A 25,350-nucleotide genomic window follows, 5' to 3' on the forward strand; every position below is an offset into this window, starting at 1 on the left:
ACTTCAGAAACTTTAGCTGGTTCAAATCCTCCTCGCACTTCAGGCTTGATCTGGAAGGAATCAGTCAAAGGAGTCGCCGTTGAATCCGAATCCAACAGAGGCCATGCTCGACATCGCGGGAGCATGGGTGCGAGGAGGCACGAGCAAGTGCTGGATCTTCGCCGCCGAGGCGGTGGAGGCCGCCCATCTGGACCTCGATGTCCTGCTGGAGAACGCCCTTGGATCGGGCGATCGCCGACAGGTCGACGGCGTCGGCGGCGCCACCTCGACCACATCGAAGGTCGCGGTCGTCTCCCGCTCTGCCCAACCGGGCGCGGATGTCGACTACCTCTTCGGGCAGGTGGGAATCGAGGACCGCGTGGTCGAGTGGGGCAGCAACTGTGGAAACTGTGCCACAGCCGTCGGCCTCTACGCCGTCCAGGAGGGCCTTGTCGCCATCGAGGGGGAGACGACGACCGTACGCCTGCGCAACATCAATACAGGCGCAGCCCTGCAAGTCGCGGTCGCGACGCCGGGCGGCCTCGCCCCCCGCGCGGGGCAGGCCCTCGTGCCCGGCGTCGGATCGGGCGGAGTGCCGGTCGAGCTGACGTTCCACGGTCCGTTCGACTTCGCGGGAGCCTTCCCCACCGGCCAGGCGCGCGAACTCGTCAGGGCCGGCGAGGTGGCCGCCGAGGCGACCATCGTCAAGGCCGGGGCGCCGGCGATCCTCATCGACGCGCACAGCGTCGGGATGACCGGGACCGAAAGCGCCCGGGACATCGCGGGGATGCTGCCCATGCTGACAGGCTTCCGGGCCGCTGGTGCGGTGCTGCACGGCCTGATCCAGCCGGGCGAGCCCGCCCCGAACGCGGTGCCCAAGACGGGCGTCGTCGGACCGGCGACGGACTACCGCGCCTCGGACGGAACCCTTATCCGGGCCCAGGACTACGACGTGGCGGTGCGGATGCTCTCCATGCACGCAGCCCACCCGGCGATCGGGCTGACCTCGGCGGTGGCAGTCGCCACGGCTGCGGCCACCCCCGGGACCGTCGTGCACTCCTCCGCGTGCAGCCGTGGGAACAGGCTGCGGATCGGCACCCTCTCGGGGGTCGTCGAGGTGGAATGGACGACCTCCGAGGACGGCAGCATCGAAGGCGTGTCCCTGCACCGGGCCGCACGCAGGCTCGCCACCGCGATCCTGCACGTGCCGACCGCAGCCGACCCCCGGCTCATCAAGGCAGCCGCAGGGGATTCCAAGGCATCGACGGCCAAGCTCGCCGTCCCAGCCTAGAAGGGCTCCCCCGGAGCAGCCCTGCCTTCAATCCATCGACTACCCCTAGGCGGCGGCGAAAATGTCGCCGACCATTTCTATCAAGGAGGATAGATTGCTCACCCCATCCATGACGGCAGCACGGCTGGACCGTCTTCCCATCACCAAGGCGCACAAGATCGCCCTGGTGACCCTGTCCTTCGTGTTCCTCTTCGAGTTCGGAGACTTGAACACCTTCGCGTACGTCGCTCCGGCGCTCGCCAAGCACCTCAAGTTCTCGGTCCAGGACATTGCTGTGGTCACCTCGGCCGCGTTCCTGGGAATGGCCGTCGGCGCCATCTTCGGCGGCCGGGTCTCGGACATGATCGGACGCAAACGCGCGCTGCTGTATTCGACCCTGATGTTCTCGGTCTTCTCCCTCCTCAACGCGGCTGGGTTCAATGTGCCGACCTTCATCGTTTTCCGCTTCCTGACCGGGGTGGGCCTCTCGGCGATGGTCGTCGCCGCCACGACCTACATCTCGGAGGTCATGCCGGCCCCACGGCGCGGGCGCATGCAGTCCGCCGTCATGGCAGTCGGTCTGGCCGGTATCCCGTTCATGTCGTTCTCGGCCAGGGGGATCGTCCCGATCGGCAGCGAGAGCTGGCGTCTGGTCTTCGTCCTCGGCTCGGCCGCGCTGCTGGCCGTCCCGGCCCTGCTTCTCCTGCCCGAGAGCCCTCGCTGGCTCGTCCACAAGGACCGCCTGCAGGCCGCCGAGGCCGTCATCGCACGGCTTGAGCGTCTGGCCGGTCCCCTCGCACCCCTCGAGGAGACGACCGCGGCCGTGTCGGCGACGCAGCCCAAACTCGGGTATCGGCACCTCTTCCGCGGCCGGACTGGACGCACGACGCTGTTCCTCGCCGTCGTGTGGATCTTCCAGACGCTCGGCTTCTACGGCTTCGTGGCCTGGGTCCCCACCCTCCTCGCGCAGCACGGCTTCAGCGTCGCAGAGTCCCTGGGCTTCTCCGCCCTGACCACCATCGGCGCCGTTCCCGGAGCGCTGCTGGCGTGGCCGGTCACGGACCGCCTCGGGCGCAAGGTTCCCCTCGTCGTCGTCTCCCTCGCCACCGCAGCCAGCGGTCTGGCCTACGGGCTGACCTTCAACCCCGTGGCGATCGTCGCCTTCGGCTTCTGCGTGAACCTCCTGATCCAGACCTTTGCCACCCTGCTCTACGCGTACAGCCCGGAGCTGTTCCCGACCGGGCTGCGCAATGCCGGCCACGGCCTCGTCTATGGAACAGGGCGCCTCGCGAACATCTTCGGCCCCATGATCGTCGCGGCGATCTTCGCGGGAATGGGCTACCAGGCCGTCTTCGTCTACATCGCAGCCTGCTGGCTCGTCGTCGCCCTCGCGATCGCCTTCTTCGGGCCCCGCACCGGAAAGCAGCCGCTCGAGGCCCTCTCGCAGGAGACCGTGGAGACGGTGAGCGCACCGAAGCCCGGCACGCGCACGGAATCCTCCCCGGCCTGACCGCCACCACAGAACCCACACCAGTCCGGCGCTGCCCTGCGCGGCAGCGCCGGATGCAATGAAAGGCACACACTCTTGAGCGAGTCCAAAACACCCAAGAACCCGAACAAGGCCGCGGACGTCATCGTCGTCGGGGGAGGCAACGCTGCCTTCACCGCGGCACACGCAGCAGCAGTGCGCGGCCGGAAGGTCCTGCTCCTGGAGAAGGCGCCGCGGGAGCTCTTCGGCGGAAACAGCTACTACACCGCCGGAGCCACGCGCATCGCCCATGAAGGACTAGCCGACCTGGCGGACTTCATCGAACCCGACGAACGCCACGCGCGAACAGAAGTTCCGCCCTATACGCCTGCGGACTACACGCGGGACATGGAGAAGGTCACCAGCGGCCGCAACGACCCTGACCTGACGCAGGCCCTGGTCAACGAGGCCGGACCCGGTCTGCGCTGGCTGAACTCCCTCGGCCTGAAGTATCGCCTGATGTACGAGCGCCAGGCCTACGAGCGCCACGACGGCACGTACCTGTTCTGGGGCGGCCTGCACGTCGGAAACGTCGGCGGTGGGGAAGGGCTCATGCACGACCACCTCAAGGTCGCCGAACGGCTCGGCACCGAGGTGCGCTACAGCCAGGACGTCTTCGACCTCCTCGTCGAGGACGGGGCCGTGAGGGGAGTCAGGGCCCGGCAGCAGGACGGCACCGTGCAGGAGCTGTTCGCAGAGTCCGTGATCCTGGCCTCAGGCGGGTTCGAAGCGAACAGGGAGCTGCGTCGTGAACACCTGGGCCCAGGCTGGGAGAACGCCAAGGTCAGGGGCACTCCCTTCAATACCGGCCAGATGCTAACGGCCGCCCTCGAGCTCGGCGCGGCGAAGGGAGGGGACTGGGGATCCTGCCACTCCACCCAGTGGGACGCCTTCACGCCGGGGAACGAATCCAACCGGGAGCTGACCAACAGGCTCACGCGGCAGAGCTACCCCCTCGGCATCATCGTCAACAGCCGAGGCGAACGGTTCGTCGACGAGGGAGAAGACTTCAGGAACTACACCTACGCGAAGTTCGGCAAGGACATCCTCGAGCAGCCCGGTTCGATCGCCTACCAGATCTTCGATGCCGCCCTGCGGCCGATGCTGCGCTCGGAGGAATACGAGATGCCCGGCGTCTCGGTCGAGACGGCCGACACCCTCGAGGAGCTCGCCGAGCGGATCGGCCTGGACCCGGAGGCCCTGGCCAAGACGGTCAATGACTACAACAACTCCATCGACCCCTCGATCCCCTTCGACCCCAACATCAAGGACGGGCGCAGGGCGAACACGACCCCAGTGAAGAGCAACTGGGCCACGCCCCTGGCCACCGGACCCTTCTACGCCTACCCGGTCACCTGCGGGATCACCTTCACCTTCGGCGGCTTGAAGTCAGACACGCAGGGACGGGTCATCGACACCGCCGGCGATCACATCCCGGGGCTCTACGTCTGCGGCGAGATGCTCGGGGGCCTCTTCGCCGGTAACTACCCGGGAGGCTCAGGACTCGCGGCCGGCGTTGTCTTCGGCCGCCGCGCAGGCTCGATCGCCTGACCACGACCTCCGGCGCCGGCACGCATGGGAGAACTCGCAACAAGCACCTCGAAAGCCGAGGGCCGGCGCCGGAACCCCTCTCCCGACGATCTCGCACTTCGGTCTCGGGTACGGATACTCCGGGTACGGATATTCCGGGTACGGATACTCCGGGGTCGCCTACTCGATCGTCGTGAGAACAGCTCCCGGAACGACGGCGTCCCCCGCCGCCACTGCGTGCTCGCCGAGGGTCCCAGCGCGGTGGGCTTGCACGGTCGTCTCCATCTTCATCGCTTCGACGACGACGACGCCGGTCCCCGCCTCGACTGCCTCACCCGGGCCGACGAGCCACTTCACCACGGTGCCGCCCATGTGCGCCGTGAGGTTCGCGGCCGAGGCACCATCCAACGCCGCGCCCGAGGCGCGGGCGGCGCCGTCGTCCGCCGCCGTCGTCGTGCGCTCGCCGGTGCCCGCGCCGGCCCCGCGGGTTGCGGCGCCCACGGCCAACCCCGCGAACAGCGCCTCGGGGACGCCGAGGGAGACGCGGCGTCCGTCGACGTCGATGGCGAAGGTTCGGCGCCCGCTTTCCGGCGCGGCGGGGCTGAACTCGGGGTTCGCGGCGAGCTCGGAGGCGAACTCGGACTCGATCCACGTCGTGTACACGCCGAGCTCGTCCTCCGCTGCGAAGGCGGGGCTGTCCACGACGGCCCTATCGAACGGGAGGACGGTCGCGAGGCCGTGGATCTCGAATTCACGGAGGGCGCGCCGGGCGCGGCGGAGGGCCTGCTGCCGGTCGGCGCCCCACACGACGAGCTTGGCGAGCAGCGAGTCGAACTGCCCGGGCACCACGGAGCCGTCGCGAACGCCCGAGTCCACCCGAACTCCGGGACCCGTCGGCGCCGCAAAGCGGGTCACGGTCCCCGGCGAGGGCAGGAAGCCTCGCCCGGGATCCTCGGCGTTGATCCGGAACTCGATCGCGTGGCCGCGCGGCTCGGGATCCTCGAGGACGGGCAGGAGGCCGCCGTCCGCGATCATAAGCTGCGCGGCGACGAGGTCGACGCCGGACGTCTCCTCGGTGATCGGGTGCTCGACCTGGAGGCGCGTGTTAACCTCGAGGAAGCTCAGGGTGCCGGTGCCGTCGAGGAGATACTCGACGGTCCCGGCGCCGACGTAGCCCGCCTCGCGGCAGATCGCCTTGGCCGACTCGTGGACGCGGGCCCGCTGCTCGGAGGTGAGGAACGGCGCGGGGGCCTCCTCCACGAGCTTCTGATGCCGCCGCTGGAGCGAGCAGTCCCGGGTCCCGACCACGACGACGTTCCCGTGCGTGTCCGCGAGAACCTGCGCCTCGATGTGCCGCGGACGGTCGAGGAACTTCTCGACGAAGCACTCCTCGCGCCCGAACGCCGCCCGGGATTCCCGGACGGCCGAATCGAAGGATTCCTCGATCTCGCCCATCGTGCGGGCGACCTTGAGCCCGCGGCCGCCGCCGCCGAACGCCGCCTTGATCGCGACCGGCAGGCCGTGCTCCCGAGCGAACTCGCGCACTTCCTCCGCGCTCGCCACCGGCCCGTCGCTGCCCGGTGCGAGGGGCGCACCGGCACGGACGGCGACTGCACGCGCGCTGACCTTGTCGCCGAGGAGCCGGATGGTCTCGGGGGAGGGGCCGATCCACGTGAGACCAGCGTCCAGGACCGCCTGGGCGAAATCGGCGTTCTCGGACAGGAAGCCGTAGCCGGGGTGGACGGCGTCGGCGCCTGTTCGCGCCGCGACAGCGAGGATCTTCTCGGCGTTGAGGTACGTCTCGGCCGGGGACGTGCCGCCGAGCGCGTACGCCTCGCTGCAGACTGAGACGTGCAGTGCGTCCGCGTCCTGGTCGGCGTAGACGGCCACGCTTTCGAGGCCCGCATCGTCGCAGGCGCGGGCCACGCGGACGGCGATCTCGCCGCGGTTGGCGATGAGGACTTTACGCATCGGTGTTCCTTAGATGGATCGGTGTTCCTTAAGCGGTTTGCGTACGTACTAGTGGGTGGCGGCCGGCGGCGCGACCATCACGAACCGGACGCGCGCCCCGGGCGGGAGCTGGGCGGCGAGGTCGAGGTCGGCATCGACGACGACGCCGATCACCGGGTATCCGCCCGTCACGGGGTGGTCCGCGAGGAAGAGGACGGGCTGTCCGTTCGGCGGGACCTGAACGGAGCCGAGGACGGTCCCCTCGCTCTTGAGCTCGCCGTCGCGGCACCGCTCGAGCTGCGGTCCGGCGAGGCGCAGCCCCACGCGGCTGGACTGCGGCGTCACGCTCCACTCTTCCGAATAGAACGCCTCGGCCGAGGCATCCGTGAACCAGTCCTGCCGCGGCCCGGGGACTACGCGGAGTACCGCCACGCCCTCCGGCAGGGGCGGCGCGCTCTCGGGGGCTCCGACGACGTGAGCGCCCGCAGGCGGGAGGACCGCGAGCGTGCTTCCGGCGCGGAGGGGCTCGGGCCCGATCCCCGAAAGCGTGTCGGTCGAGCGGCTGCCGAGGATTTCGGGCGCGTCGAGGCCGCCGCGGACCGCGACATAGCTGCGCAGGCCCGCCGTAGGCGCGCCGAGCGTGAGGGTTTCGCCCGCGAGGAGAGCGAACGGTGCGTCGAGCGAGGGGTGGCGTTCGACGGCGGGCGCGCTCCCGCCGTCGTCCGCGCTGCCGCCGTCGTCCGCGCTCGCTTCGGCGCGGCGGACGCTGAGCGGCACGCGCGCGCCCGTGACGGCGAGGACCTGGTCGCGTTCGGCTCGCACGACGAGGCCGCCGAACAGCACCTCGAGCCCAGCCGCGGTCTCGGGATTGCCGGCCAGGCGGTTCGCTCGCCGGAGCGACGAGCGGTCCACCGCACCGGCGGCGCTCACTCCGAGCGCGGCGAGCCGGGGCCGGCCGAGGTCCTGGACCGTGCTCTGCAGCCCGGGGGAGACGATGACGAGTCCCGGGTTCGCGGCGGGCCCCGCGGACGAGGGCGCGGGCGTCGTCGTCGGCTGGCTGCCCTGTGTCTCGGCGAGCCGCGCGCTTGCCCGCACAGGCTCGAAGCGGACGCGGTCGCCGGGCCGGATGAGCGCCGGGTTGGCACGCTCGAGGTCCCACATGACGGCGGACGCGCGGCCGAGGAGCTGCCACCCGCCTGGCGACTCCCGTGGATACACCGCGGAATAGGTGCCCGCGATCGCGACCGATCCGGCCGGGACCGCCGTCCGGGGCGAGGACCGGCGCGGGACGTCGAGGCCGCCGTCGCCCGCGAGATAGGCGAAGCCAGGCGCGAAGCCGCCGAACGCCGCGTTCCACACTTGCCCGGAGTGCGCGGCGACGACCCCTTCACGGCTCAGCCCGGTGAGCTGGGCAACCTCGTCGAGGTCGGCGCCGTCGTACACGGTCTCGATGACCACGAGCTCGCCCGCGCGCTGCTCGCCCGAGGCGAGGTCGAGCGAGCGCACCCGACGCGCGATCAGGGCGAGCGCCTCGGGGGAGTCGGCGACGACGAGCACGGTCGTGGCCGCCGCGACGACGTCGAGCTGGCCCGGGAGCGGTTCGGCGTCGAGCTGGCGCTGGAGGCTCAGGACAGCGTCGAGCGAGGGGAGCTCGATGAGGACGGCGCGGTCGCCGGCGGGCCGGAGGCCGACGACGGCGGCTCGGCTCGGGGCTGCGACCGAACCCTCACGACTGGGCAGGTGAACAGACATGGCCTACGCGAAGCTCCGGATCTCGACGCCGGCCTCGGTGATCGCGGCGCGGATGCGCGCGGCCATGGCGACCGCGCCTGGGGTATCCCCGTGGACGCAGATGCTCTCGGCGCTGATCGGGACGACCGTGCCATCGACCGCATGGACCTTGCCGTCGAGGATACGGAGCACGTGCTCGACGATCGCGTCGAGGTCGTGGAGCACCGAGCCCGGCTCGCGGCGGGAGACGAGGGTTCCGTCCGGGTTGTAGGCGCGGTCGGCGAAAGCCTCGACGACCGGGCGCAGGCCGATCTTCTCGGCGGCGCGCTGGATCTCGGAACTGGGGAGGACGAGGATCGGTAGGTTCGGGTCCACCTCGTGGACCGCACGCGCGACGGCCTCCGCCTGGGCTGCGTGGTGGACGATCGTGTTGTAGAGGGCGCCGTGGGGCTTGACGTAGCGGACCTCGGTGCCTGCGGCGCGGGCCAAGCCCTGCAGTGCGCCGATCTGGTACACGACTTCATCCGTCAGCTCCCGCGGGTCCATGTCGATGAACCGGCGGCCGAACCCGGCCAGATCCCGGTACCCCGGATGGGCCCCCACGGCGACGCCCGCCGTCGCCGCGGCTTCGCACGTCTTGCGGATGTGGTGCGGGTCGCCGGCGTGGAAGCCGCACGCCACGTTGGCGCTGGAGACGCTCGTGAAGATCGCCGCGTCGTCGCCGAAGGTCCAGTTGCTGAAGGACTCGCCGACGTCGCTGTTGAGATCGATGCCGAAGCGATCGCGCCCGAAGCGCTCGCGTCCGAAGCGGTCGCCGCCTGAGCCGTCGATGCGTGCCAATGTGACCTCCGTCGCAGATGTGATGCTTCAAGCATGCACGATCCCGACGGATTGTTCAACAATTTAGCGTGTCTTACTCGCTGACCCGCCGCCCGTCGACCATCCTCGCCACTCCGAGGGGGTTCTCCTCGCGGAGAGCCTCCGGAAGGAGATGCTGCGGGAAACCCTGATACGCCACGGGGCGCAGGAAGCGCTCGATCGCCGCCGTACCCACGGACGTCGAGGTCACCGCTGTCGTTGCAGGGTAGGGGCCGCCGTGCTGCTGGGCGTAGGTCACCGAGACTCCGGTGGGCCACTGGTTCCAGAGGACGCGGCCGGCCTTTCGCGCGAGCACGGCGACGAGGTCCGCGACCTCGCACGTGTCGGTCCCTTGGATCGTCGCAGTGAGCTGACCCTCGAAGGACTCGGCGAGCGGCACGAGTTGGGACTCGTCGTCGTACTCCACGATGACCGCGGTGGGCCCGAAGCATTCCGTCTGAAGCGCGTGCGGCTCGGCGAGCATGTCCGCGGCCGTGGTCAGGAGGAGGGTCGGCGTGGGCGGGTCGGCCAGCGGCGAAGGTCCCTCGGCAAGGACCTTGAGGCGCGGGTGCCGCTCGAGCGTGCTGAGGACTTCGACGTAACCGGATTGGATCCGTTCGTTGAGCAGCGGCGCGGCGGCCGGAAGCGCGGTCCGTCGGAGGGCCTCGACGAGGCGCGAGGCGGCAGGGACGAAGAGTGTCCCGGGCTTGGTGCAGAATTGCCCGGCACCGAGGGTGAAGGATGAGACGAAGCCTTCCGCGATCTCCTGGCTGCGCGCCGCGGCTGCCGCCTCGGTCACGAACACCGGGTTGTTGCTGCCGAGCTCGCCGTAGAACGGGATCGGCTCGGAGCGCGAGTTCGCGATGTCGAAGAGGGCACGACCGCCCGGGATTGAGCCGGTGAACGAGCCGGCCTTGACTCGGTGGTCTTTGAGGGCGGTGGAACCGGCCGCGGTGCCGACGATGAGAGCGAACGTACCTGCAGGGGCGCCGGCCGCGGCGAGCGCCGAAGAGACGATTCCGGCGGTGAGTCTGGACAGCCGCAGATGGCCAGAGTGCGCCTTGAGCAGCACCGGGCAGCCTGCCGCGAGGGCCGAGGCCGTGTCGCCGCCCGCGACCGAGAACGCGAACGGGAAGTTGCTCGCGGCGAAGACGACGACGGGCCCGAGCGGGATGCGAACGCGGCGAAGGTCGGGGCGCGGCGCGCCCATGGGCCAGGCAGCGTCGGCGTGGTCGATGCGCGCGTCGAGGTAGTCCCCGTCGCGCAGGACCTCGGCGAAGAGGCGGAGCTGGAAAGTGGTCCGCTGGAGCTCGCCCCGGAGCCGTCCTTCGGCGAGATGCGTTTCGGCTTGGGCGACCGGCACGAGTTCGTCCGCGGCGGCGTCGAGCGCGTCCGCCACGGCTTCGAGGAACCGGGCGCGCTCGGCGGGGCGCAGGGCCGCGAGCGGCGCGGCCGCGCGGTGCGCCTCCTCGAGGAGGGTCTCGAGCTGCTCGTCGGTGGTGGGGGTGGTCGTCGTTTCGGTGGCGGATGGGGAAGTCGCGGTCATGCGAGAGTTCCTTTCTGCGAAGTCGGTCTAGGGTCAGTCGGTCTAGGGTCAGTGGACGGCGCCCTCGGCGGCCGCGTCTTCGAGACTGGCGAGCTCGCCGAGGCTCACGGGCGCGGCGAGGGGACGCCTCGCCGTTGCCGCAAGGGAGGTTTCAGAGGGCTGATTCCCTTCCGCCAGGCACGACGCCGCGAAGCCGCACACGCGGCCCTGGCACCAGCCCATTCCCGTGCGGGTGAAGGATTTCAGGCTGCGGGAATCGGCGGCTTCGAGGTCGCTGCGGGCCGCGACGATCTCCCCGGCCGTGACTTCTTCGCACCGGCACACGATCGTCTCGGGAGTCAGCCAGTCAGACCATCCGGCCGGAACGGGGTGGGCCTCGTGCATCGCGCGGGCGAAACGGCGGTGCCGTGCGGCGCGGGCGGCGGCCTTGGCTGGCAGGGCCGAGCTGCCTCCCGCAGCAGACCCCGCGGCGAACCCTTCGAGGACCGCGAGTGCGGCTCCGCCGACGCCGGTGACCTCGCCGGCAAGGAAGAGGCCCGGGACGCTTGACTCCTGCCGGTCGTCGACCACGCCGACGAGGGATCCGTCCGCGTCCACCCTCGTGCGAACGCCCAAGGAGACGGGAAGCTCGAGCTGCGGCGTGAAGCCCCACCCGAAGCCCACGACGTCAACGTCCTCGTAGACGCGCTCAGAACCGGGCAGCACTCGGCCGTCGGCGTCGGCCCGAGCGGTCCGCACCGCCTCGACTCGGTCGGAACCGAGGACCTCGGTGACGATGCTCCTGGTGCGGTAGGGGATGCGATGCCGGGCGAAGACGGCGGCGTAGGCCGCACCCTCGAGCGCCTTCTCGGGGACTCCGGCCGCGGCCTTGAGATGCGGCAGCCAGGCCGACGGCGCCGAGGCCTCAAGCACCGCGACGACTATGCCGCCAGCCGCGGCGATGCCAGCCGCCACGGGCAGGAGGAAGGGACCGGTCCCGGCGATGACGAAGCGTCTTCCGGGCAGCGAGCCGTTGGCCTTGACGAAGGCCTGGAGCCCACCGGCCGCCATGACGCCCGGCAGGTCCCAACCGGGCACGGGCAGCTGTCGGTCGTAACCTCCCGTGCACAGGACGAGGCGACGAGCGCTCACAGCCCCGGCCCCCGCCCCGGCCCCGCCCCCCTCTGCTTGCGCCGTCACGTCCGCAGGGTGTGCACCCTGCGGACGTGACGGCGCAACGGGAGCGGGAGAGGCGATGGTGGGCGTCGTGCGGAGGGTGAATCCGCCGTCGTCCTTCTGCGCCATCCACACCGAGCGCCCCGGAAGATACGTGATCCTCCCCAGAGCCCGGGCGGCGTCGAAACGGGACCGGAGGTCCAGGTACACCGACCAGTCGTGATGCCCGTGGCCGTCGGGCTCGGGCACCACAGTTTCGGGCCGGTGCCGCCAATACTGGCCGCCGGGCTGGGCGGCGGCATCGACGACGGCGACGCTCGCCCCAGCTTCCGCCGCGGCGACGGCGGCTGCGAGGCCCGCAGGACCGGCGCCGACGACGGCGACGTCGGCATGGGTCGAGGCCGCGGTCACGCGAGACCTCCCCGAGCCGCCTCGGACCCCTCGATCGCCATGCCGTCGCGCACTTCGGCGAGGCACGCGCGCTGGTTGGGGGCGCCGTCGACCGTCACGAGGCAGTCGAAGCAGACGCCGATCCCGCAGAAGAGGCCCCGCGGGCGGGCGCCCTTGCGCGTGGTGCGCCAGGCCGTGATCCCGTTGGCGGTCAGCGCCGCGCCCACGGTCTGTCCCGGGCTCGCTTCGACGGGCCGGCCATTGAAGGTGAAGGAGATGCTCATGCGTAGGCCTTTGCGAATCGGGCGGGGGAGAAGGGGGCGAGATCGAGGTCGGGCGCCTGCCCGGCCAGGGCTTGGGCCAGGAGCTTTCCGGTGCCTGCCGAAAGGCCGATGCCGGCGCCCTCATGGCCGGCCGCGTGCCACAGCCCGGGGGCGCGCTCGTCGTGGCCGATCACGGGAAGGTGATCCGGGCAGTACGGCCGGAAGCCGTGGTAGTGCCGGATCGCCTTGACATCGGCGAGGAAGGGGAAGAGCGAGACGGCGTTCCGCGCGAGCAGGCGGAGGGCTTCCGTGCTCACGGTGCGATCGAAGCCCACCCGCTCGCGGGTCGAGCCTATGAGGATCGTGCCGCTCGGCGTCCCCTCGACGACGGGCGAGGCCTGGAGCCCGGCGTCGGAGCTGCCCACGTTGTCGATGTACTCGGCGGCGTAGACCTTGTGGTGCACCATCGGCGGGAGCGGTTCGGTGACCATGACGAAGCCGCGGCGTGGCATCACAGGGACGTCGACGCCGGCGAGCGAGGCGAGATTCCCCGCCCACGTGCCGGTGCAGTTGACGACGGCCGACGCCGGGAAGTCGCCCCGCGCTGTCCGCACGCCTGTGACGCGGTCGCCCGAGCGCAGGAAGCCGGTGACGGGCGTGTCCGCGTGGAACTGGGCCCCGGCTTCCTTCGCGAGCCGGACGAGATGCGCGGCCACGAGCATCGGCTGGACTTGGCAGTCCTCGGGGTAGTAGGCGCCGCCGAGCGCGTCACCCGTGATGTTCGGCTCCGCCTCACGGAGCCCGTCGCGGTCGAGCTCCTCGACCTGTACTCCGAAGGTCGTCTGGACGGCCATCGCACGGTGGAGGGACGCGAGACTGCTCTCGCGGGACGCGACGATGACCCCACCCTTGCGCTCGAACTCCCACAGGTGCTCGTGTTCTGCGAGATCGCCCTGCCAGACGCCCAACGAATAGCGAGTGAGCTCGAGCTCGGGGCCGCGCTCCTTGTCCGAGACGAGGATGTTGCCCTCGCACGCCGATGAGGTCCCGCTCGCGGGGCGCCCCTTGTCGAGGACGGTGACGCTCAGGCCCTGCCGAGCGGCGAAGTAGGCGGTTGCGGCGCCCATCACGCCCGCACCGACGACGACGATGTCGCTGGGTGGGTTCATGCTCTCTCCTAGTGTGGTTGCTCCTGCTCGCCCGTGGCCCAGAGGCCGCGCGCGTGGCTGATGTGGCGCCGCATGAGGGCGAGGGCGGCCTCGCTGTTGCCTGCGTCGAGGAGGTCCAGGAGCTCGTGATGCTCCTGTGCCGAATCGGCGAGGCGGTTGGATTCGCTCAGGCTCTTGAGCCCGTACATGCGCGTCTTCATGCGCAGGCTCGTCGCGAGGTCCACGAGCTGGGCATTGCCCGCATACCGCAGGACCTCCGCATGGAAGTCACGGTCCGCGGCCAGGTACGCGGCGAGGTCACCCTCCCGGGCGGCGGCGACGATCGCGTCCGCGAGGGCGCGGAGGGAGGTGATTCCCTCCGGCGGGATGCTTCCCGCGATGTCGGCGACGACGGGCGGCTCGAGGAGCAGGCGGATCTGGGTGATCTCGTCGAGCTCCCGGTCGCTCATCCTCGTGACCCGGAAGCCCTTGTTCTTCACGGTCTCGACCAGCCCCTCGCGGGCCAGATCCATCATCGCCTCGCGGACCGGCGTCGCCGAGACACCGAAAGCGGCGCCGAGGGCAGGAGCTGAGTAGAGCGTCCCCTCTTCGAGGGAACCGGCGATGATGGCTGCGCGGAGTGACTCGGTCACGGATTCGCGCAGGCTCCGCTGTGGGCCTAGCGGTGCGATGGGAAGGTTGTTGCTGGCTGCCACGGCGGACACTCCTTGGGCGGGCGTCATTTTCTCGTGCCCCCTTCATACACCAAGGCCGCGATCACGAGGTCTTCCCAAGCCATGCCGACTCCCGCGTACAGGCACGGCCGCCCGGGTGTCCTCGCCAACCCACCCTGCACGAGCTCCCGGAGGTTGGCCGGCTTGATCGCTTTCCACTCCTCGGCACTTCGTGCGGGAATGAGGTCCCCGGCCTCGCGCAGCGCCGAGGCGCGGCCTTCCACGACGATGTCGCTGCGCCGCACGAGCGTCGCGTCGACCTCCCGCGCGTCGAGCCCGTGTTGCCCAACCGCGGCAATCACGGCGTTCGGGGCCACGAGAGCGCCGTCGAACAGGGGAGCGGTGGACGTCGTCGTGCAGAGGACGACGTCGGCGTGAGGCACTTCTTCGACCCTCCCCTCCCGCGCGTCGATCCCCTCCTCGGCGAGCGCCGCGATGAGCTCGCGGACCCTTTCGGGACGGCGGCCGACGACGGCGAAGCTCGCCTCGGGCAGGAGCGCGTGGGCCGCGCGAACGTGGTTGAGGGCCTGTATCCCGGCGCCGAAGACGAGCACTCGCGGCCTCTCGGGCTGGCCGCCTGGCGTTGCGGCGAGGATTCTGCTGACTGCGAGAAGCGTGGTGGCGGGCGTCCGTACGGACGTGAGCTCGGTGCCGTCCATGACTGCGAGCGGGGCGAGGGTGTCAGAATCGATGAGCACGTACACGCCCTGGATCTTCTCGAGGCCGCGGGCCGGGTTGCCCGGCGCAACCGTGAGGGCCTTGACTCCGCTGTACCCGGCGCCAGATGCGGGCATGAGAAGGAATTCGCCGCCCGGCGCTGGGCTGAACAGTCGCGGGCTGTCCTGCTCGGGGTCCACAGCGCCAAGGAGGGCGCGCTCGAGGGCCGCGACCGCCGTCGTCCATGGAGCCGCCGTCCGCACGGCGGCTGCGCCGAAGTAGGGGAGATCCGCCGTCTTCGGGCTCTCAGCCTTCGCCGTCACAGCAGGAACCCTGCTGGGAAGGGGTCGGTGGGGTCGAGGAAGTACTGCGCGGTGCCGGTGAGCCATGCGCGGCCGGTGACGGTGGGGACGACGGCGGGGCGCCCGGCTACCTCGGTCTCCTCGACGAGGCGGCCGATGAATTGGGAGCCGATGTAGGACTCGTTGACGAAGTCGGCGCCGAGGGCCAGCTCCCCCCGGGCGTGGAGCTGGGCCATGCGGGCGCTGGTGCCCGTACCGCACGGGGACCGGTCGAACCAGCCGGGGTGGATGGCCATCGCGTGCCGGGAGTGCTGCGCCGTCGAGCCCGGCGCCTTGAGGTAGACGTGGTGGCAGCCCCTGATGTCCTCGCGCTCGGGGTGCACGGGCTCGCCGGAGGCGTTGATCGCATCCATGACCGCGAGCCCCGCGCGGAGGAGGTCGTCCTTGCGCGCCCGGTCGAACGGCAGGCCGAGGGCGTCGAGGTCCACGATGCCGTAGAAGTTCCCGCCGAACGCGAGGTCGTACCGGATGCGGCCGTAGCCGGGGACCTCGACGCTCGCGTCGAGCCTGTCGACGAACGAGGGCACGTTCCGGATCGTGACCGATTCGGCGTGGCCGTCCTTGACGGCGACGTCGGCGAGGACGAGGCCCGCCGGGGTGTCGAGCCGGACGGTCGTGACCGGTTCGACGACGTCGACCATGCCGGTCTCGACGAGGACCGTCGCGACGCCGATAGTGCCGTGCCCGCACATGGGCAGCAGGCCGGAGACCTCGATGTAGAGGACCCCGTAGTCCGCATCGGGCCGGGTCGGCGGCTGGAGGATGGCCCCGCTCATCGAGGCGTGCCCGCGGGGCTCGTACATGAGCAGCGTGCGGATCCAGTCGCTGTTCTCCATGAACCACAGCCTGCGCTCGGCCATGCTCTGGCCGGGGATCGTGCCGACGCCTCCCGTGATCACGCGCGTCGGCATGCCCTCGGTGTGGGAGTCGACGGCGTGGAAAATGCGGCTCGTTCTCATGCTCCGCTCCTGCTTGTCTGTATGGGGTCGGGGCCGCCGGGCCGGCACCTTGGGTGTTGCACCTTGGGGTGTTGCACCGTGGGGTGCCGGGCCGGCGGACTGGGCTGGCTGGCTGGACTGGGCCGGGGAGGGCCTACTTGTAGCCCTTGGCGAGGGCCGCCTCGGTGTCGCGGGTGATGGCTTCGCGGATGTCGGGGGCGAGCGGGCCGCGCGGGGGCCGGCAGGTCCCGCCCTTGCGGCCCACGATGTCCATCGAGAGTTTGATCGCCTGGACGAATTCGGTCCTGCTGTCCCAGCGCAGGAGCGAGTGGAGGTCGCGGTAGATCTCGCCCGCCCGCGCCAGATCGGCCGCGTCCCCGGAGGTCGAGAGCCGGTAGAGCTCGAGCGTGGACTCCGGGATCGCGTTCGGGTAGCCCGCGATCCAGCCCACGGCCCCGGCCAGGCCCATCTCGAGCACGGTGTCGTCCGACCCGATGAGCATGTCCAGCCCGGGGGCGAGCTCGCGGGTCTCGTAGGCGCGGCGGACATCGCCGCTGAACTCCTTGACCCCGACGATCAGGCCCTCGCCGTGCAGGCGCGCGATCAGCCGGGGAGTGAGGTCAACCTTGGTGTCGATGGGGTTGTTGTAGGCGACGATCGGCAGGCCGACCGAGGCCGCGCGCCGGTAATGGTCCACGACCTCCTCTTCGTTCGCGCGGTACGTGTTCGGCGGCAGGAGCAGGATCGAGTCGGCCCCGGCCTCCGCGGCCTGCTCGACCCAGCGCTGGGTCTGGAGGCCGCCGTATGCGCCAGCGCCCGCCATCACGCTGAAGCCCTCGGGCGCCGCCTCGACCGCCGTCGTGATGACCCGGGCGCGCTCGTCATCGCTGAGCGTCTGGTACTCCCCGAGCGAGCCGTTCGGGGCCACACCATCGCAGCCCGCCCCGGCGAGGAACCGGACGTGCTCGGCGTACGCGTCGAAGTCGACCCCGAGGTCATCATTGAAGGGGAGAGCGGTCGCGACGAAGACGCCGTGCCAGGGCTTGCGGTTTTCGGTCATCTTGATTCCTTTCGAGGAGGCCCTCCGAGCGGCACCTTACAGTGCTTGCTGTGATCGGCCTCACTAGTATCTTACTATGTGACATTGCACAGATAGGGGTAGAAGAAGCCGCGGCGAGTGGCCGCGGCTTCTTCCGGGGCTTTTTCGGGGCTGGGCTCAGCTTGAGGGAACCACGTACTGCTGGGCACCCACCTTGCCGAGGCCTGCCGAGAGGCCGGCGTCCGTCAGCAGCTTCGTGATGGTGCCGTCCCGGCGCTGGGCGAGGATTCCGTCGTCGAGCGCCTGCTTGAGGCTCGTGTTGCCCTTGGTGAGGGGGAAGGCCGCTTCCGGTGCGTGGGTGATCGCGCCGACGCGGGGATCCGGCTTGTCGTTGGCAAGCGACACCGTCACTCCCTGGACCCCCTTGAACTGCAGGACCTGCACGCCGTAGGCGTCGACATCGCCCTGGATGCGCCCTGCGTCGAAGTCGGCCTTGAGCTCGACACTGCTCGGGTACGTGACGAGCTTGTTGCCGAGGATCTTCTTGAGATCATCGACCCAGAGGTAGCCGTCGATCGTGCCGACCTTGCTCATCTTCTCGAGGTCGGACACGGTGGCCGCGCCGCTCTTCGAGGCGATGCCCATCCCGTCGAGGTACGTCGACGCGGAGAAGTCCCCGGCCTTGAGGCGCTTCTCCGTCGCGTCGATCGTGCCGACGGCGAGGTCGATGTTGCCGCCCGAGATCGACTGGACGGCGTCCGCGTAGGTGGCCTGCTGATAGGTGGGGGTGAGGCATTCGTCCTTGGCGATCTTGTTGACGATCGAGATGTCGATGCCGGTCGGGTTGCCGCTGTTGTAGCTGCTGAACGGCGGGATGTCGATGACGCCGATTGTCAGCTTCCCTGGCGAGACCGTCTGTACGCCCTGGTGCTTGGGCGTGCAGTCGGATTGAGCGGCGCTCGTACTGCCTCCGCAGGCAGTCAGGCCCATGCCGGCGGCGAGGACGACGGCGGCAAGGGCGCCAGCGCGGGCCAGATGTCGGTTCTTCATGATGGTTCCTCTCATGAGGGTTAGGGCGGGTGAAAGGGCAGGGCGTAGTGGCGGGTGCCTAGGCGTGGCGGGCTGTGTACTTGGCGAACTCGGTCAGGCGTGGCGTGCCATTCGCTTCTCAAAAAAGACAGTGATCCACGTGGCCGGCATCGAGATGACGGCGTAGCAGATGCCAGCGAGGGTGAAGATCTGCAGATAGTTGAAGTTGTCGCTGCCGATGTTGTACGCGGACTTCATCAGCTCGGGGACGGCGATGGCGTAGGCCAGGGACGTTCCCTGGAACATCTGGATCGCTACGCCCATGAGCCCGGGGACAGCCGAGCGCATTCCCTGAGGCATGATGATGCGGAAGAAGGTATCGCGGGAGGAGAGGCCGAGGGCGTTGGAGGCCTCGAGCTGGCCGCGTGCTACGGACTGGATTCCGGCTCGCATGATTTCGCTCGAGTACGCCGCGGCGTTCCAAGTCAGCGCGAGGCATGCGGCAGTGATGCTGCCGAAGGTCACGCCGAACTTGGGAAGCCCGTAGTAGAAGAGGTAGAGGATAACGAGCGCGGGGGCGCCCCGGCCGATTTCGACGACGGCGAGTCCGAGGGTTCGCACCGCGAGGTTCTTCGCCGTGACCATGAGGCTGAGCGCGAGGCCCAACGGGTAGCCTGCGGCGATGGAGATGCCTGCGATCATGAGGCTCACGCCGAGTCCGGACATCATCTGTGGGAGGTATCCCACCCAGTCTGTGAGCCAGCTCATGCGAACACTGCCTTCCTCATACGCGAATCGAGCCGACGGGACAGGTAGGCGATCGGCAGGCTCAGCACGATGTACAGGACGCCGACGATGATGTACGGCAGGATGCCCTCGACGGTCGGGTGCTGTCGGGCGAAGGACTGCGACTGGAAGACCATCTCCGAAACGATGATGGTGGAGGCGATCGAAGAGTCCTTGAGCAGGCCGACCAGATACGTTGCGATCGACGGCGACACGATCCGGAAGGCCTGCGGGGCCACGACCCCGGCGAAAGTTGTTCGGTTTGCCAGGCCCAGGGCATGGGAGGCTTCAAGCTGCCCGCGTGGGACGGCCTGCAGCCCGCCACGGTAGATCTCGGCGAGGTACGCGACCGAGACGACGCCCAAGCCCACAATTGCCACATTGACCGGGTTGAATCTGAAGGTGCCAGCGTGGATGCCGAACTTGAGCAGGAACAGCCAGACGATGATCGGGACGCCACGCACGAGGTCGACGAACAGCCGGGAAACGAGTCGGAGCGGGGCGAGCCGCGATGTCAGGCCCAGCGCCAGCGGGACAGCGCCGACAATGCCGATCGCGAAGGCGGACAGGGTCAGGATCAGGGTCATCGGCAGGCCCTGGAGCACTGCGGTGAAGGGGTTCATGTCAGCGCTCCAGCACCGCCCGGAGGAAGCGGCGAGTGCGGGCTTCCTGCGGGTCGCTCATGATGGCGCCCGGATCGCCCTGCTCGATGATCTTGCAGTCTGCCATCACCACCAGGGTGTCCGAGACGTCTCTGGCGAACTGCATCTCGTGCGTCACCACGACCATCGTCATCCCGTCTGCGGCCAGCTCCCGCATGACGGCGAGAACCTCGAGGCCGACTTCGGGGTCGAGGGCGGAGGTCGGCTCATCGAACAGCATGATGGACGGGTCCAGCGCGAGAGCGCGGGCGATGGCGATCCGCTGCTGCTGTCCGCCAGAGCATCGGCCCGGGTGCTGCCCGGCCTTCTCCTTGAGCCCGACGCGGTCCAAGAGCTGCATTGCCCGCTCGTCGGCTTCCGCCTTGCAGCGTCCGAGGACGCGCTGCTGCGGATAGCTGATGTTCTTCAGCGCCGTCATGTGCGGGAAGAGGTTGAAGGACTGGAACACCATCCCGACGCTGCGCCGTAGCGCCGCGAGATCCCGAGCCGTCACATTCTTGCCCGGTTCGATGGTGTGCCCGGCGACGCGAATCGTTCCCGAGTCCGGTCGCTCGAGGAGGTTGATGCACCGCAGGAATGTGCTCTTGCCTGCTCCCGAGGGTCCGATGAGTGCGGTGACGGTACCCGGCTCCACATTGAGCGAGACGTCGTCGAGGACCACATGGTCCCCGTACCGCTTGGAGATGTTGTTGAGTTTGATTCCTACGTGTGAGGCTCTTGCCTCGTCTGTGGTCGCTGAGACAGTCATTGTCATGCTTCCCTGATCTTCCGCTTGCGATCCGAGACCCTCGACCGAGTGGTCGGCGTCACACCATGTGAAATGTTACATTGCACAGTGCCCGTGTCAAGAGGTCTTCCGGAGTTCAGTATTGGGGCGCGAGAGCATAAGGAAAATCAATGTTTTTCGCACGGTATCGATCAGCTCTGTCGAAGGTTCCCCTCAGTTCGCCTTCTCGGCACCTCTGGAACCCGGGCGCTTGCGGGCGCTTTCCCCTCTGACGGGCGCTTTCCCCGCTCAAGTGCCGCTGCCCCACGGCACTTATGAGGGCCAGGGCGTCACGTGAGGGCGAGGGCGTCACGTGGGGGCCAGGGCGCCAGATGCGGGCGACGGCGCCAAATGCGGACGACGGCGCGCGGCCGGCCAGGCAGCGCAGTTGGCCAGGCGCGGCCGGCCGGACGCGCAGTTGGCCAAGCGCGGGCGGCTAGGAGCGTGGCCTCGGGCCGAGAGCACGGCCTCGGGCTCGCCTCTCTTCGGACATGCGACGCCGGCGGTCACCTTCGCGCCGCTAAAGACGTCGCGCCGTCACGTTTGCGCGGTCCTCACCGCGCAAACGTGACGGCGCAAGCTCACGCCTCCAGGGTCACATCCTGCGGGTCCTTGTCCGGTCGCCAGCCCCGCCACACGGGATGGCGCAGCCGCCCCGCGTCCGTCCACTCGCCGTAGCGGACCTCGCCGACGAGCTTCGGCTGGACCCAGTGGACGTCGACGGTGTCCTCGCGGGGGATGTCGCCGAATGGCGTCGTCTTGCGCTCCAGACGGTGGAGCTTCTTCGCGATTTCGACCAGATCCCGCTCGGAGAAGCCGGTCCCGACCTTGCCCGCATAGCGCAGGCCGCCGTCGTCGTCCGGGATCCCCAGGAGCAGGGAGCCCACCGTGTTCTCCCGGTTGCCCTTGCCCTCGCGCCAGCCGCCGATCACGACTTCCTGCATACGCTCGTGCTTGATCTTGAGCCACGCCCCCGAGCGCTTGCCGGGCTCGTAGCGCGCGGAGAGCCGCTTCGCGACGACGCCCTCGAGCCCGTGCTCAGCCGAGGCCTCGAGCACGGAGTCGATGTCGTCGTGGAAGATCGGGGAGAGCTGCACGTTCTCGGGAAGGCCGCCCTCGGCGAGGACTTCGAGAGCCTCGCGCCGTTCGCGGAACGGCAGGGGAGTGAGGTCGCGTCCCTCGAACTCGAGGAGGTCGAAGAGCACGATCTGCACGGGATAGTTGCGTCGGGCGGCCGCGACGTCGGTTGGGTCCGTGAGGCCCATGCGCTGCTGGAGCCGGGAGAACGAGGGTCGGCCGCGCGAATCCATGGCGACGATCTCACCGTCGAGGATGGCGGGGCCGAGTTCGGCGAGGCCCGCGAGTTCGGGATAGGTCCCGGTGGTGTCGAGGCCGCGCCTGCTGATGAGCTTGAGCTGGTCTCGCGCGTCGACGACCGCGCGGACGCCGTCCCACTTCATCTCGAGGGCCCAGTCGTCGCCGTGGACGAGGCCCGGTGTGCCGATCTGGGCGAGCATGGGCGACGGCGCCGCCCCGCCTCCCGTTGCGCCGTCACCTTTACCGTGTAGACGTGACGGCGCGACCGGGGGACCCTGCGTAGGTGACGGTGCGACAGGGGTGGGTTCGGCGCTGGGGGTGGGCTCGGCGCCCGGGGTGGGTTCGGCGGCGTCGTCCTCCTCGTGGTGACGCGCGCCCTGTCGCCAATGGCCTTTCGCCTGGTCCTTCATGAGGTGGATGAGCCAGTTCTTCTCGTCGCCCCCGCTGCCAGTCTGGATGAGCGCGATCCGCACGGGCCTGCCGTCGGCGATCGAGGCGAGGCCGCCGCCCTCGCGACCGTGCAGGATCGCGATGATCTCCTTGTCGCGCCACTTCTCGAGCTCGTAGGTGCCGGTGTCCCAGATGAACATGTCGCCGGCGCCGTATTCGCCCTTCGGGATGCTCCCCGAGAACGTGAGGTACTCGATCGGGTGGTCCTCGGTGTGCACGGCAAGATGGTTGCGCCCTGCGTCGGAAGGCACGCCCTTCGGCAGCGCGAACGAGGCGAGCACGCCCTCATGCTCGAGCCGCAGGTCCCAGTGCAGGCGGCGCGCGTGGTGCTCATGGATCACAAAGGTGTTGCCCTCGCCGGGCGTGGGGGATTCCATCGGCACGGGCTCGGGAGTCGCGGCGGCGTCCCGCTTTGCGCGGTAGGCAGTGAGGGAGTCGTTGCCGCCCTTAGTGGTGGTGGCCTTGGAAGGCGCGGACGACGGCGGGGGCGGGCTGCCGTCGTCGTGCGCGGCCTTCTTGCGGCTCCCCGAGCCGTGGTCGTCGGACGAACGCTCCACGGGGTCCGACAACAATGGCGCGAACAGGTTCCCGTACTTCTCGATCCGCGCCGCCATCTGGTCGTAGCGCACATGTGCCAGATCGGGCGATTCGAGCTCGGCCCATGTCCTCGGGGCCGCAACCATCGGCTGGGCCCGGCCGCGCAGCGAGTACGGCGCGATCGTTGTCTTCTGCCCGCTGTTCTGGCTCCAGTCCACGAGCACGCGGCCTTGGCGCAGCGTCTTCTTCTGGTCGCTCACCACGAGGTCGGGGTGGTCGGCGGCGAGGGATCGGGCGAGTTCGTGGGCGACGGCGGAGACCTGTTCCCACTTCTGGCTCATGTCGAGCTTGGCGTAGAGGTGGATGCCCTTGCTGCCGCTCGTCACAGGAACCGTGGTCATACCGAGATCGTCGAGGATCGGCTTGATGAGATGGGCGACTTCGACGCACTCCGGAAGCCCCGCGCCCGGGCCGGGGTCGAGGTCGAGGACAAGCCTGTCGGGGTGGAGCATCTTGTCGTCGCCGGCGACCCGCCACTGGGGCACGTGGATCTCGAGGGCGGCCATCTGGCCGAGCCAGATGAGGGTTGCGAGGTCGTTGACCAGGGGATACGTGTTGGTCGAGTGGCGGTGATGGAGCGTCACCCGCTTGACCCAGCGGGGAGTGGAATTGTCGAGGTTCTTCTGGAAGAACACCTGACCGGGCTCCTCGGCAGTCCCGACGCCGTGCACCCAGCGCTTGCGGGTCGCAGGCCGATCCCTCACGACAGGGATCATGAGCGGTGCGACCAAACGCAGGTAGTCGAGGATCTCGGCTTTGGTGACCCCGGCCTCTGGATAGAGCACCTTGTCCAGATTCGAGAGGCGGACCTCGCGGCCTTCGACCTCGACGATCTCGCGATTCGCTGCCATGGCGTCACCTTTCCACTCGGCGCGGCAAGAGTGAAGGGTTGCCTGAAAACGCCTCCGCTCTGTTTGAATACCCAGAAGCGACGCAGGATATCGGCATGGACCTTCCTGTGATGCCGCCCATCGAACCGATGCTCGCCAAAGCCGTGCCCGAGATCCCGGACGTCGGCCACAGTGAGCCAAAATGGGACGGCTTCCGCACGATTGCCTTCAAGGACGGCGACGAGATCGTGCTCGGCAGCCGAAACGACAAGCCGATGACCCGCTATTTCCCGGAACTCGTCGAAGAACTTCGCCGGGCCCTTCCCGAGAAATGCGTGCTCGACGGCGAAATCGTGCTCATCCGCGATGGGCGGCTCGATTTCGAGGCACTCCAGCAACGTATTCACCCTGCGGAAAGCAGGGTCAAGCTGCTTTCGAGGGAAACTCCTGTGGCACTCGTTGCCTTTGACGTCCTCGCGCTCGGCGACTCGAATCTCATGCGCAAGCCCTTCGAGGAGCGCCGCGACACGCTCCGCGAAGCCCTCGACGAGGGAACGGAATCGGTATTCCTCACGCCCTCGACCAATGATCTCGAGCAGGCGAAGAAATGGTTCCGAGAATTCGAGGGAGCAGGCCTCGATGGAATTGTCGCGAAACGGCTCGACAAGCCCTACGAACCGGGCAAGCGGACCATGTTCAAGGTCAAGCACGAACGGACAGCCGACTGCGTTGTCGCAGGATTCCGGTGGCACAAGACCGGTGGCGTAGTCGGCTCGCTGCTCCTGGGGCTGTACGACGGCGAAGGCCGGCTTCATCACGTTGGCGTCGCCGCCTCCTTCCCCATGGCGAAGCGGCGGAGCCTCGTCGGGGAACTCGAGCCGCTCGTCGAGAAGGATCTCTCAGCCCATCCGTGGGGAGACTGGGCGAACCAGGAGGCGCATCAGGGAACGAGGATGCCGGGCGCGGTCAGCCGCTGGAGCGCCGGGAAAGACCTTTCGTTCGTCCCCCTGCGGCCGGAGTTGGTCGTCGAAGTGGCCTACGACCATATGGAGGGCGACCGCTTCCGCCATACCGCGCAATTCCGCCGCTGGCGCACCGACAGGGATCCCGAGAGCTGCAACTACGCGCAGCTCGAAACCGCGGCATCGTTCGACGTCGAGAAGATCCTGGGCAGGTAATTCGCCACCCGCAGCGCGGGGGAAAGCGCGCGGGAAAGGGGGACGCCGGCCCTCCCCGGATTTGGGACGGCCGGCGTCGACTGCTTTCAGCGAGTTCTAGGCGCGAACTCCGAGTTCTTGCCACGAACTCCTTTTTAGTCGTGCTTCTTAAAGGCGTCCTTGACGTCCTCGAAGGCGTCCTTCACCTTCTCGCCGGCCTGCTTCAGGCCCGCAGACGTCTGATCCCGCTGGCCTTCTCTCACGAGCTCAGGGTCGTCATTGGAGCGGCCCAGCGCTTCTTTGGCCTTGCCGCCGAGTTCTTCGGCCTTATTGCTGGCCTTGTCGTCGATTCCCATGCTGCCCTCCGTTCCAGCGGGCACTTTGCCTGGCCCGCTTCTTCAGTCAGATCGGCGCTCGCGATGCGGCGGGCGCCAGCGCTTGGGTCGGGGCTGCTCTGTTCCTTACCCGGAAGGGTGGGATTCAATCCGCTAGGAGAGCCGAGAGCGGAGGAGTTGGTGAAGCGAAGGGGCTGATAAGGGAGGGCGCCGACCGATCGCGGCAGTTGCCCGGCTACTGATCGCTGGGCGGTTTGCGTCGATGGAATAAGTATCGCTGCGGAACAAAAAACCAGAACAGGAAGAGGATCATTAGAAGAATGACCACGACGTCCGCATTGAG

At 69.0% G+C, this 25,350-nt stretch carries 21 protein-coding genes; 4 read left to right on the top strand and 17 right to left on the bottom strand.

The window, feature by feature from the left end; translation table 11 throughout:
* Window positions 1–79 precede the first annotated feature (79 nt).
* The 3 genes from L0M17_RS02480 (at window position 80) to tcuA (ending at window position 4,328) form a co-directional block, all read left to right on the top strand.
* A complete protein-coding gene (locus L0M17_RS02480; RefSeq protein WP_241050903.1) occupies window positions 80–1,270 on the top strand; it encodes a PrpF domain-containing protein in 1,191 nt (396 codons plus the stop codon).
* A gap of 109 nt (window positions 1,271–1,379) precedes the next feature.
* A complete protein-coding gene (locus L0M17_RS02485; protein ID WP_241050904.1) occupies window positions 1,380–2,759 on the top strand; it encodes an MFS transporter in 1,380 nt (459 codons plus the stop codon).
* A 75-nt stretch (window positions 2,760–2,834) separates the two neighbouring features.
* Window positions 2,835–4,328 (top strand): FAD-dependent tricarballylate dehydrogenase TcuA, encoded by a 1,494-nt coding sequence (gene tcuA / locus L0M17_RS02490; protein WP_241050905.1) that lies wholly within the window; start codon window positions 2,835–2,837, stop codon window positions 4,326–4,328.
* Window positions 4,329–4,487: 159 nt separating this feature from the next.
* Here the strand turns inward: tcuA and L0M17_RS02495 are convergent, their stop codons facing one another.
* From L0M17_RS02495 to L0M17_RS02570, 16 genes are all read right to left on the bottom strand, one after another.
* Window positions 4,488–6,278, bottom strand: coding sequence for an acetyl/propionyl/methylcrotonyl-CoA carboxylase subunit alpha (locus L0M17_RS02495; RefSeq protein WP_241050906.1), 1,791 nt, complete (start codon window positions 6,276–6,278; stop codon window positions 4,488–4,490).
* A 48-nt stretch (window positions 6,279–6,326) separates the two neighbouring features.
* Window positions 6,327–8,009, bottom strand: a complete 1,683-nt coding sequence (locus L0M17_RS02500; RefSeq protein WP_241050907.1) for a 5-oxoprolinase subunit B/C family protein — start codon at window positions 8,007–8,009, stop codon at window positions 6,327–6,329.
* Between the two features lie 3 nt (window positions 8,010–8,012).
* The gene (locus tag L0M17_RS02505) at window positions 8,013–8,819 is read right to left on the bottom strand and encodes a LamB/YcsF family protein (protein ID WP_241056285.1); all 807 of its coding nucleotides are present in this window, start codon (window positions 8,817–8,819) and stop codon (window positions 8,013–8,015) included.
* A gap of 82 nt (window positions 8,820–8,901) precedes the next feature.
* On the bottom strand, window positions 8,902–10,392 hold the full coding sequence (locus L0M17_RS02510; RefSeq protein ID WP_241050908.1) for an aldehyde dehydrogenase (NADP(+)): 1,491 nt from the start codon (window positions 10,390–10,392) through the stop codon (window positions 8,902–8,904).
* 48 nt (window positions 10,393–10,440) lie between these two features.
* Window positions 10,441–11,958: an NAD(P)/FAD-dependent oxidoreductase gene (locus L0M17_RS02515; RefSeq protein ID WP_241050909.1), complete on the bottom strand. Its 1,518-nt coding sequence runs from the start codon at window positions 11,956–11,958 to the stop codon at window positions 10,441–10,443.
* Window positions 11,955–12,221 carry a (2Fe-2S)-binding protein gene (locus tag L0M17_RS02520; RefSeq protein WP_241050910.1) on the bottom strand — a complete coding sequence of 89 codons (267 nt, stop codon included), beginning with the start codon at window positions 12,219–12,221 and terminating at the stop codon, window positions 11,955–11,957. Before L0M17_RS02520 ends, L0M17_RS02515 begins: the two co-directional genes overlap by 4 nt.
* Window positions 12,218–13,369 carry an NAD(P)/FAD-dependent oxidoreductase gene (locus L0M17_RS02525; RefSeq protein ID WP_241050911.1) on the bottom strand — a complete coding sequence of 384 codons (1,152 nt, stop codon included), beginning with the start codon at window positions 13,367–13,369 and terminating at the stop codon, window positions 12,218–12,220. Before L0M17_RS02525 ends, L0M17_RS02520 begins: the two co-directional genes overlap by 4 nt.
* An 8-nt stretch (window positions 13,370–13,377) precedes the next feature.
* The gene (locus L0M17_RS02530; protein WP_241050913.1) at window positions 13,378–14,064 is read right to left on the bottom strand and encodes a GntR family transcriptional regulator; all 687 of its coding nucleotides are present in this window, start codon (window positions 14,062–14,064) and stop codon (window positions 13,378–13,380) included.
* A 23-nt stretch (window positions 14,065–14,087) separates the two neighbouring features.
* Window positions 14,088–15,062, bottom strand: a complete 975-nt coding sequence (locus L0M17_RS02535; RefSeq protein WP_241050915.1) for an ornithine cyclodeaminase family protein — start codon at window positions 15,060–15,062, stop codon at window positions 14,088–14,090.
* The gene (locus L0M17_RS02540) at window positions 15,059–16,060 is read right to left on the bottom strand and encodes a proline racemase family protein (protein WP_241050917.1); all 1,002 of its coding nucleotides are present in this window, start codon (window positions 16,058–16,060) and stop codon (window positions 15,059–15,061) included. Before L0M17_RS02540 ends, L0M17_RS02535 begins: the two co-directional genes overlap by 4 nt.
* Window positions 16,061–16,193: 133 nt before the next feature.
* Window positions 16,194–17,099: a dihydrodipicolinate synthase family protein gene (locus tag L0M17_RS02545; protein ID WP_241050919.1), complete on the bottom strand. Its 906-nt coding sequence runs from the start codon at window positions 17,097–17,099 to the stop codon at window positions 16,194–16,196.
* Window positions 17,100–17,255: 156 nt separating this feature from the next.
* Entirely contained in the window at window positions 17,256–18,128 is an 873-nt protein-coding gene (locus L0M17_RS02550) for a substrate-binding periplasmic protein (RefSeq protein WP_241050921.1), read from the bottom strand.
* A 93-nt stretch (window positions 18,129–18,221) separates the two neighbouring features.
* On the bottom strand, window positions 18,222–18,875 hold the full coding sequence (locus L0M17_RS02555) for an amino acid ABC transporter permease (protein ID WP_241050923.1): 654 nt from the start codon (window positions 18,873–18,875) through the stop codon (window positions 18,222–18,224).
* Window positions 18,872–19,516, bottom strand: a complete 645-nt coding sequence (locus L0M17_RS02560) for an amino acid ABC transporter permease (RefSeq protein ID WP_241050925.1) — start codon at window positions 19,514–19,516, stop codon at window positions 18,872–18,874. Before L0M17_RS02560 ends, L0M17_RS02555 begins: the two co-directional genes overlap by 4 nt.
* A 1-nt stretch (window position 19,517) precedes the next feature.
* The gene (locus L0M17_RS02565) at window positions 19,518–20,309 is read right to left on the bottom strand and encodes an amino acid ABC transporter ATP-binding protein (protein ID WP_290427273.1); all 792 of its coding nucleotides are present in this window, start codon (window positions 20,307–20,309) and stop codon (window positions 19,518–19,520) included.
* Between the two features lie 593 nt (window positions 20,310–20,902).
* The gene (locus tag L0M17_RS02570; RefSeq protein WP_241050926.1) at window positions 20,903–23,536 is read right to left on the bottom strand and encodes an ATP-dependent DNA ligase; all 2,634 of its coding nucleotides are present in this window, start codon (window positions 23,534–23,536) and stop codon (window positions 20,903–20,905) included.
* 95 nt (window positions 23,537–23,631) lie between these two features.
* Between L0M17_RS02570 and L0M17_RS02575 the strand changes: the two genes are divergently transcribed.
* Window positions 23,632–24,693 (top strand): ATP-dependent DNA ligase, encoded by a 1,062-nt coding sequence (locus tag L0M17_RS02575; RefSeq protein ID WP_241050927.1) that lies wholly within the window; start codon window positions 23,632–23,634, stop codon window positions 24,691–24,693.
* A gap of 134 nt (window positions 24,694–24,827) precedes the next feature.
* On the opposite strand, the gene L0M17_RS02580 is transcribed toward L0M17_RS02575, so the two are convergent.
* A complete protein-coding gene (locus L0M17_RS02580; protein WP_241050928.1) occupies window positions 24,828–25,028 on the bottom strand; it encodes a CsbD family protein in 201 nt (66 codons plus the stop codon).
* Window positions 25,029–25,350 lie beyond the last annotated feature (322 nt).

Origin of the sequence: Sinomonas terrae (genome assembly GCF_022539255.1) — a bacterium.
GTDB lineage: Bacteria > Actinomycetota > Actinomycetes > Actinomycetales > Micrococcaceae > Sinomonas > Sinomonas terrae.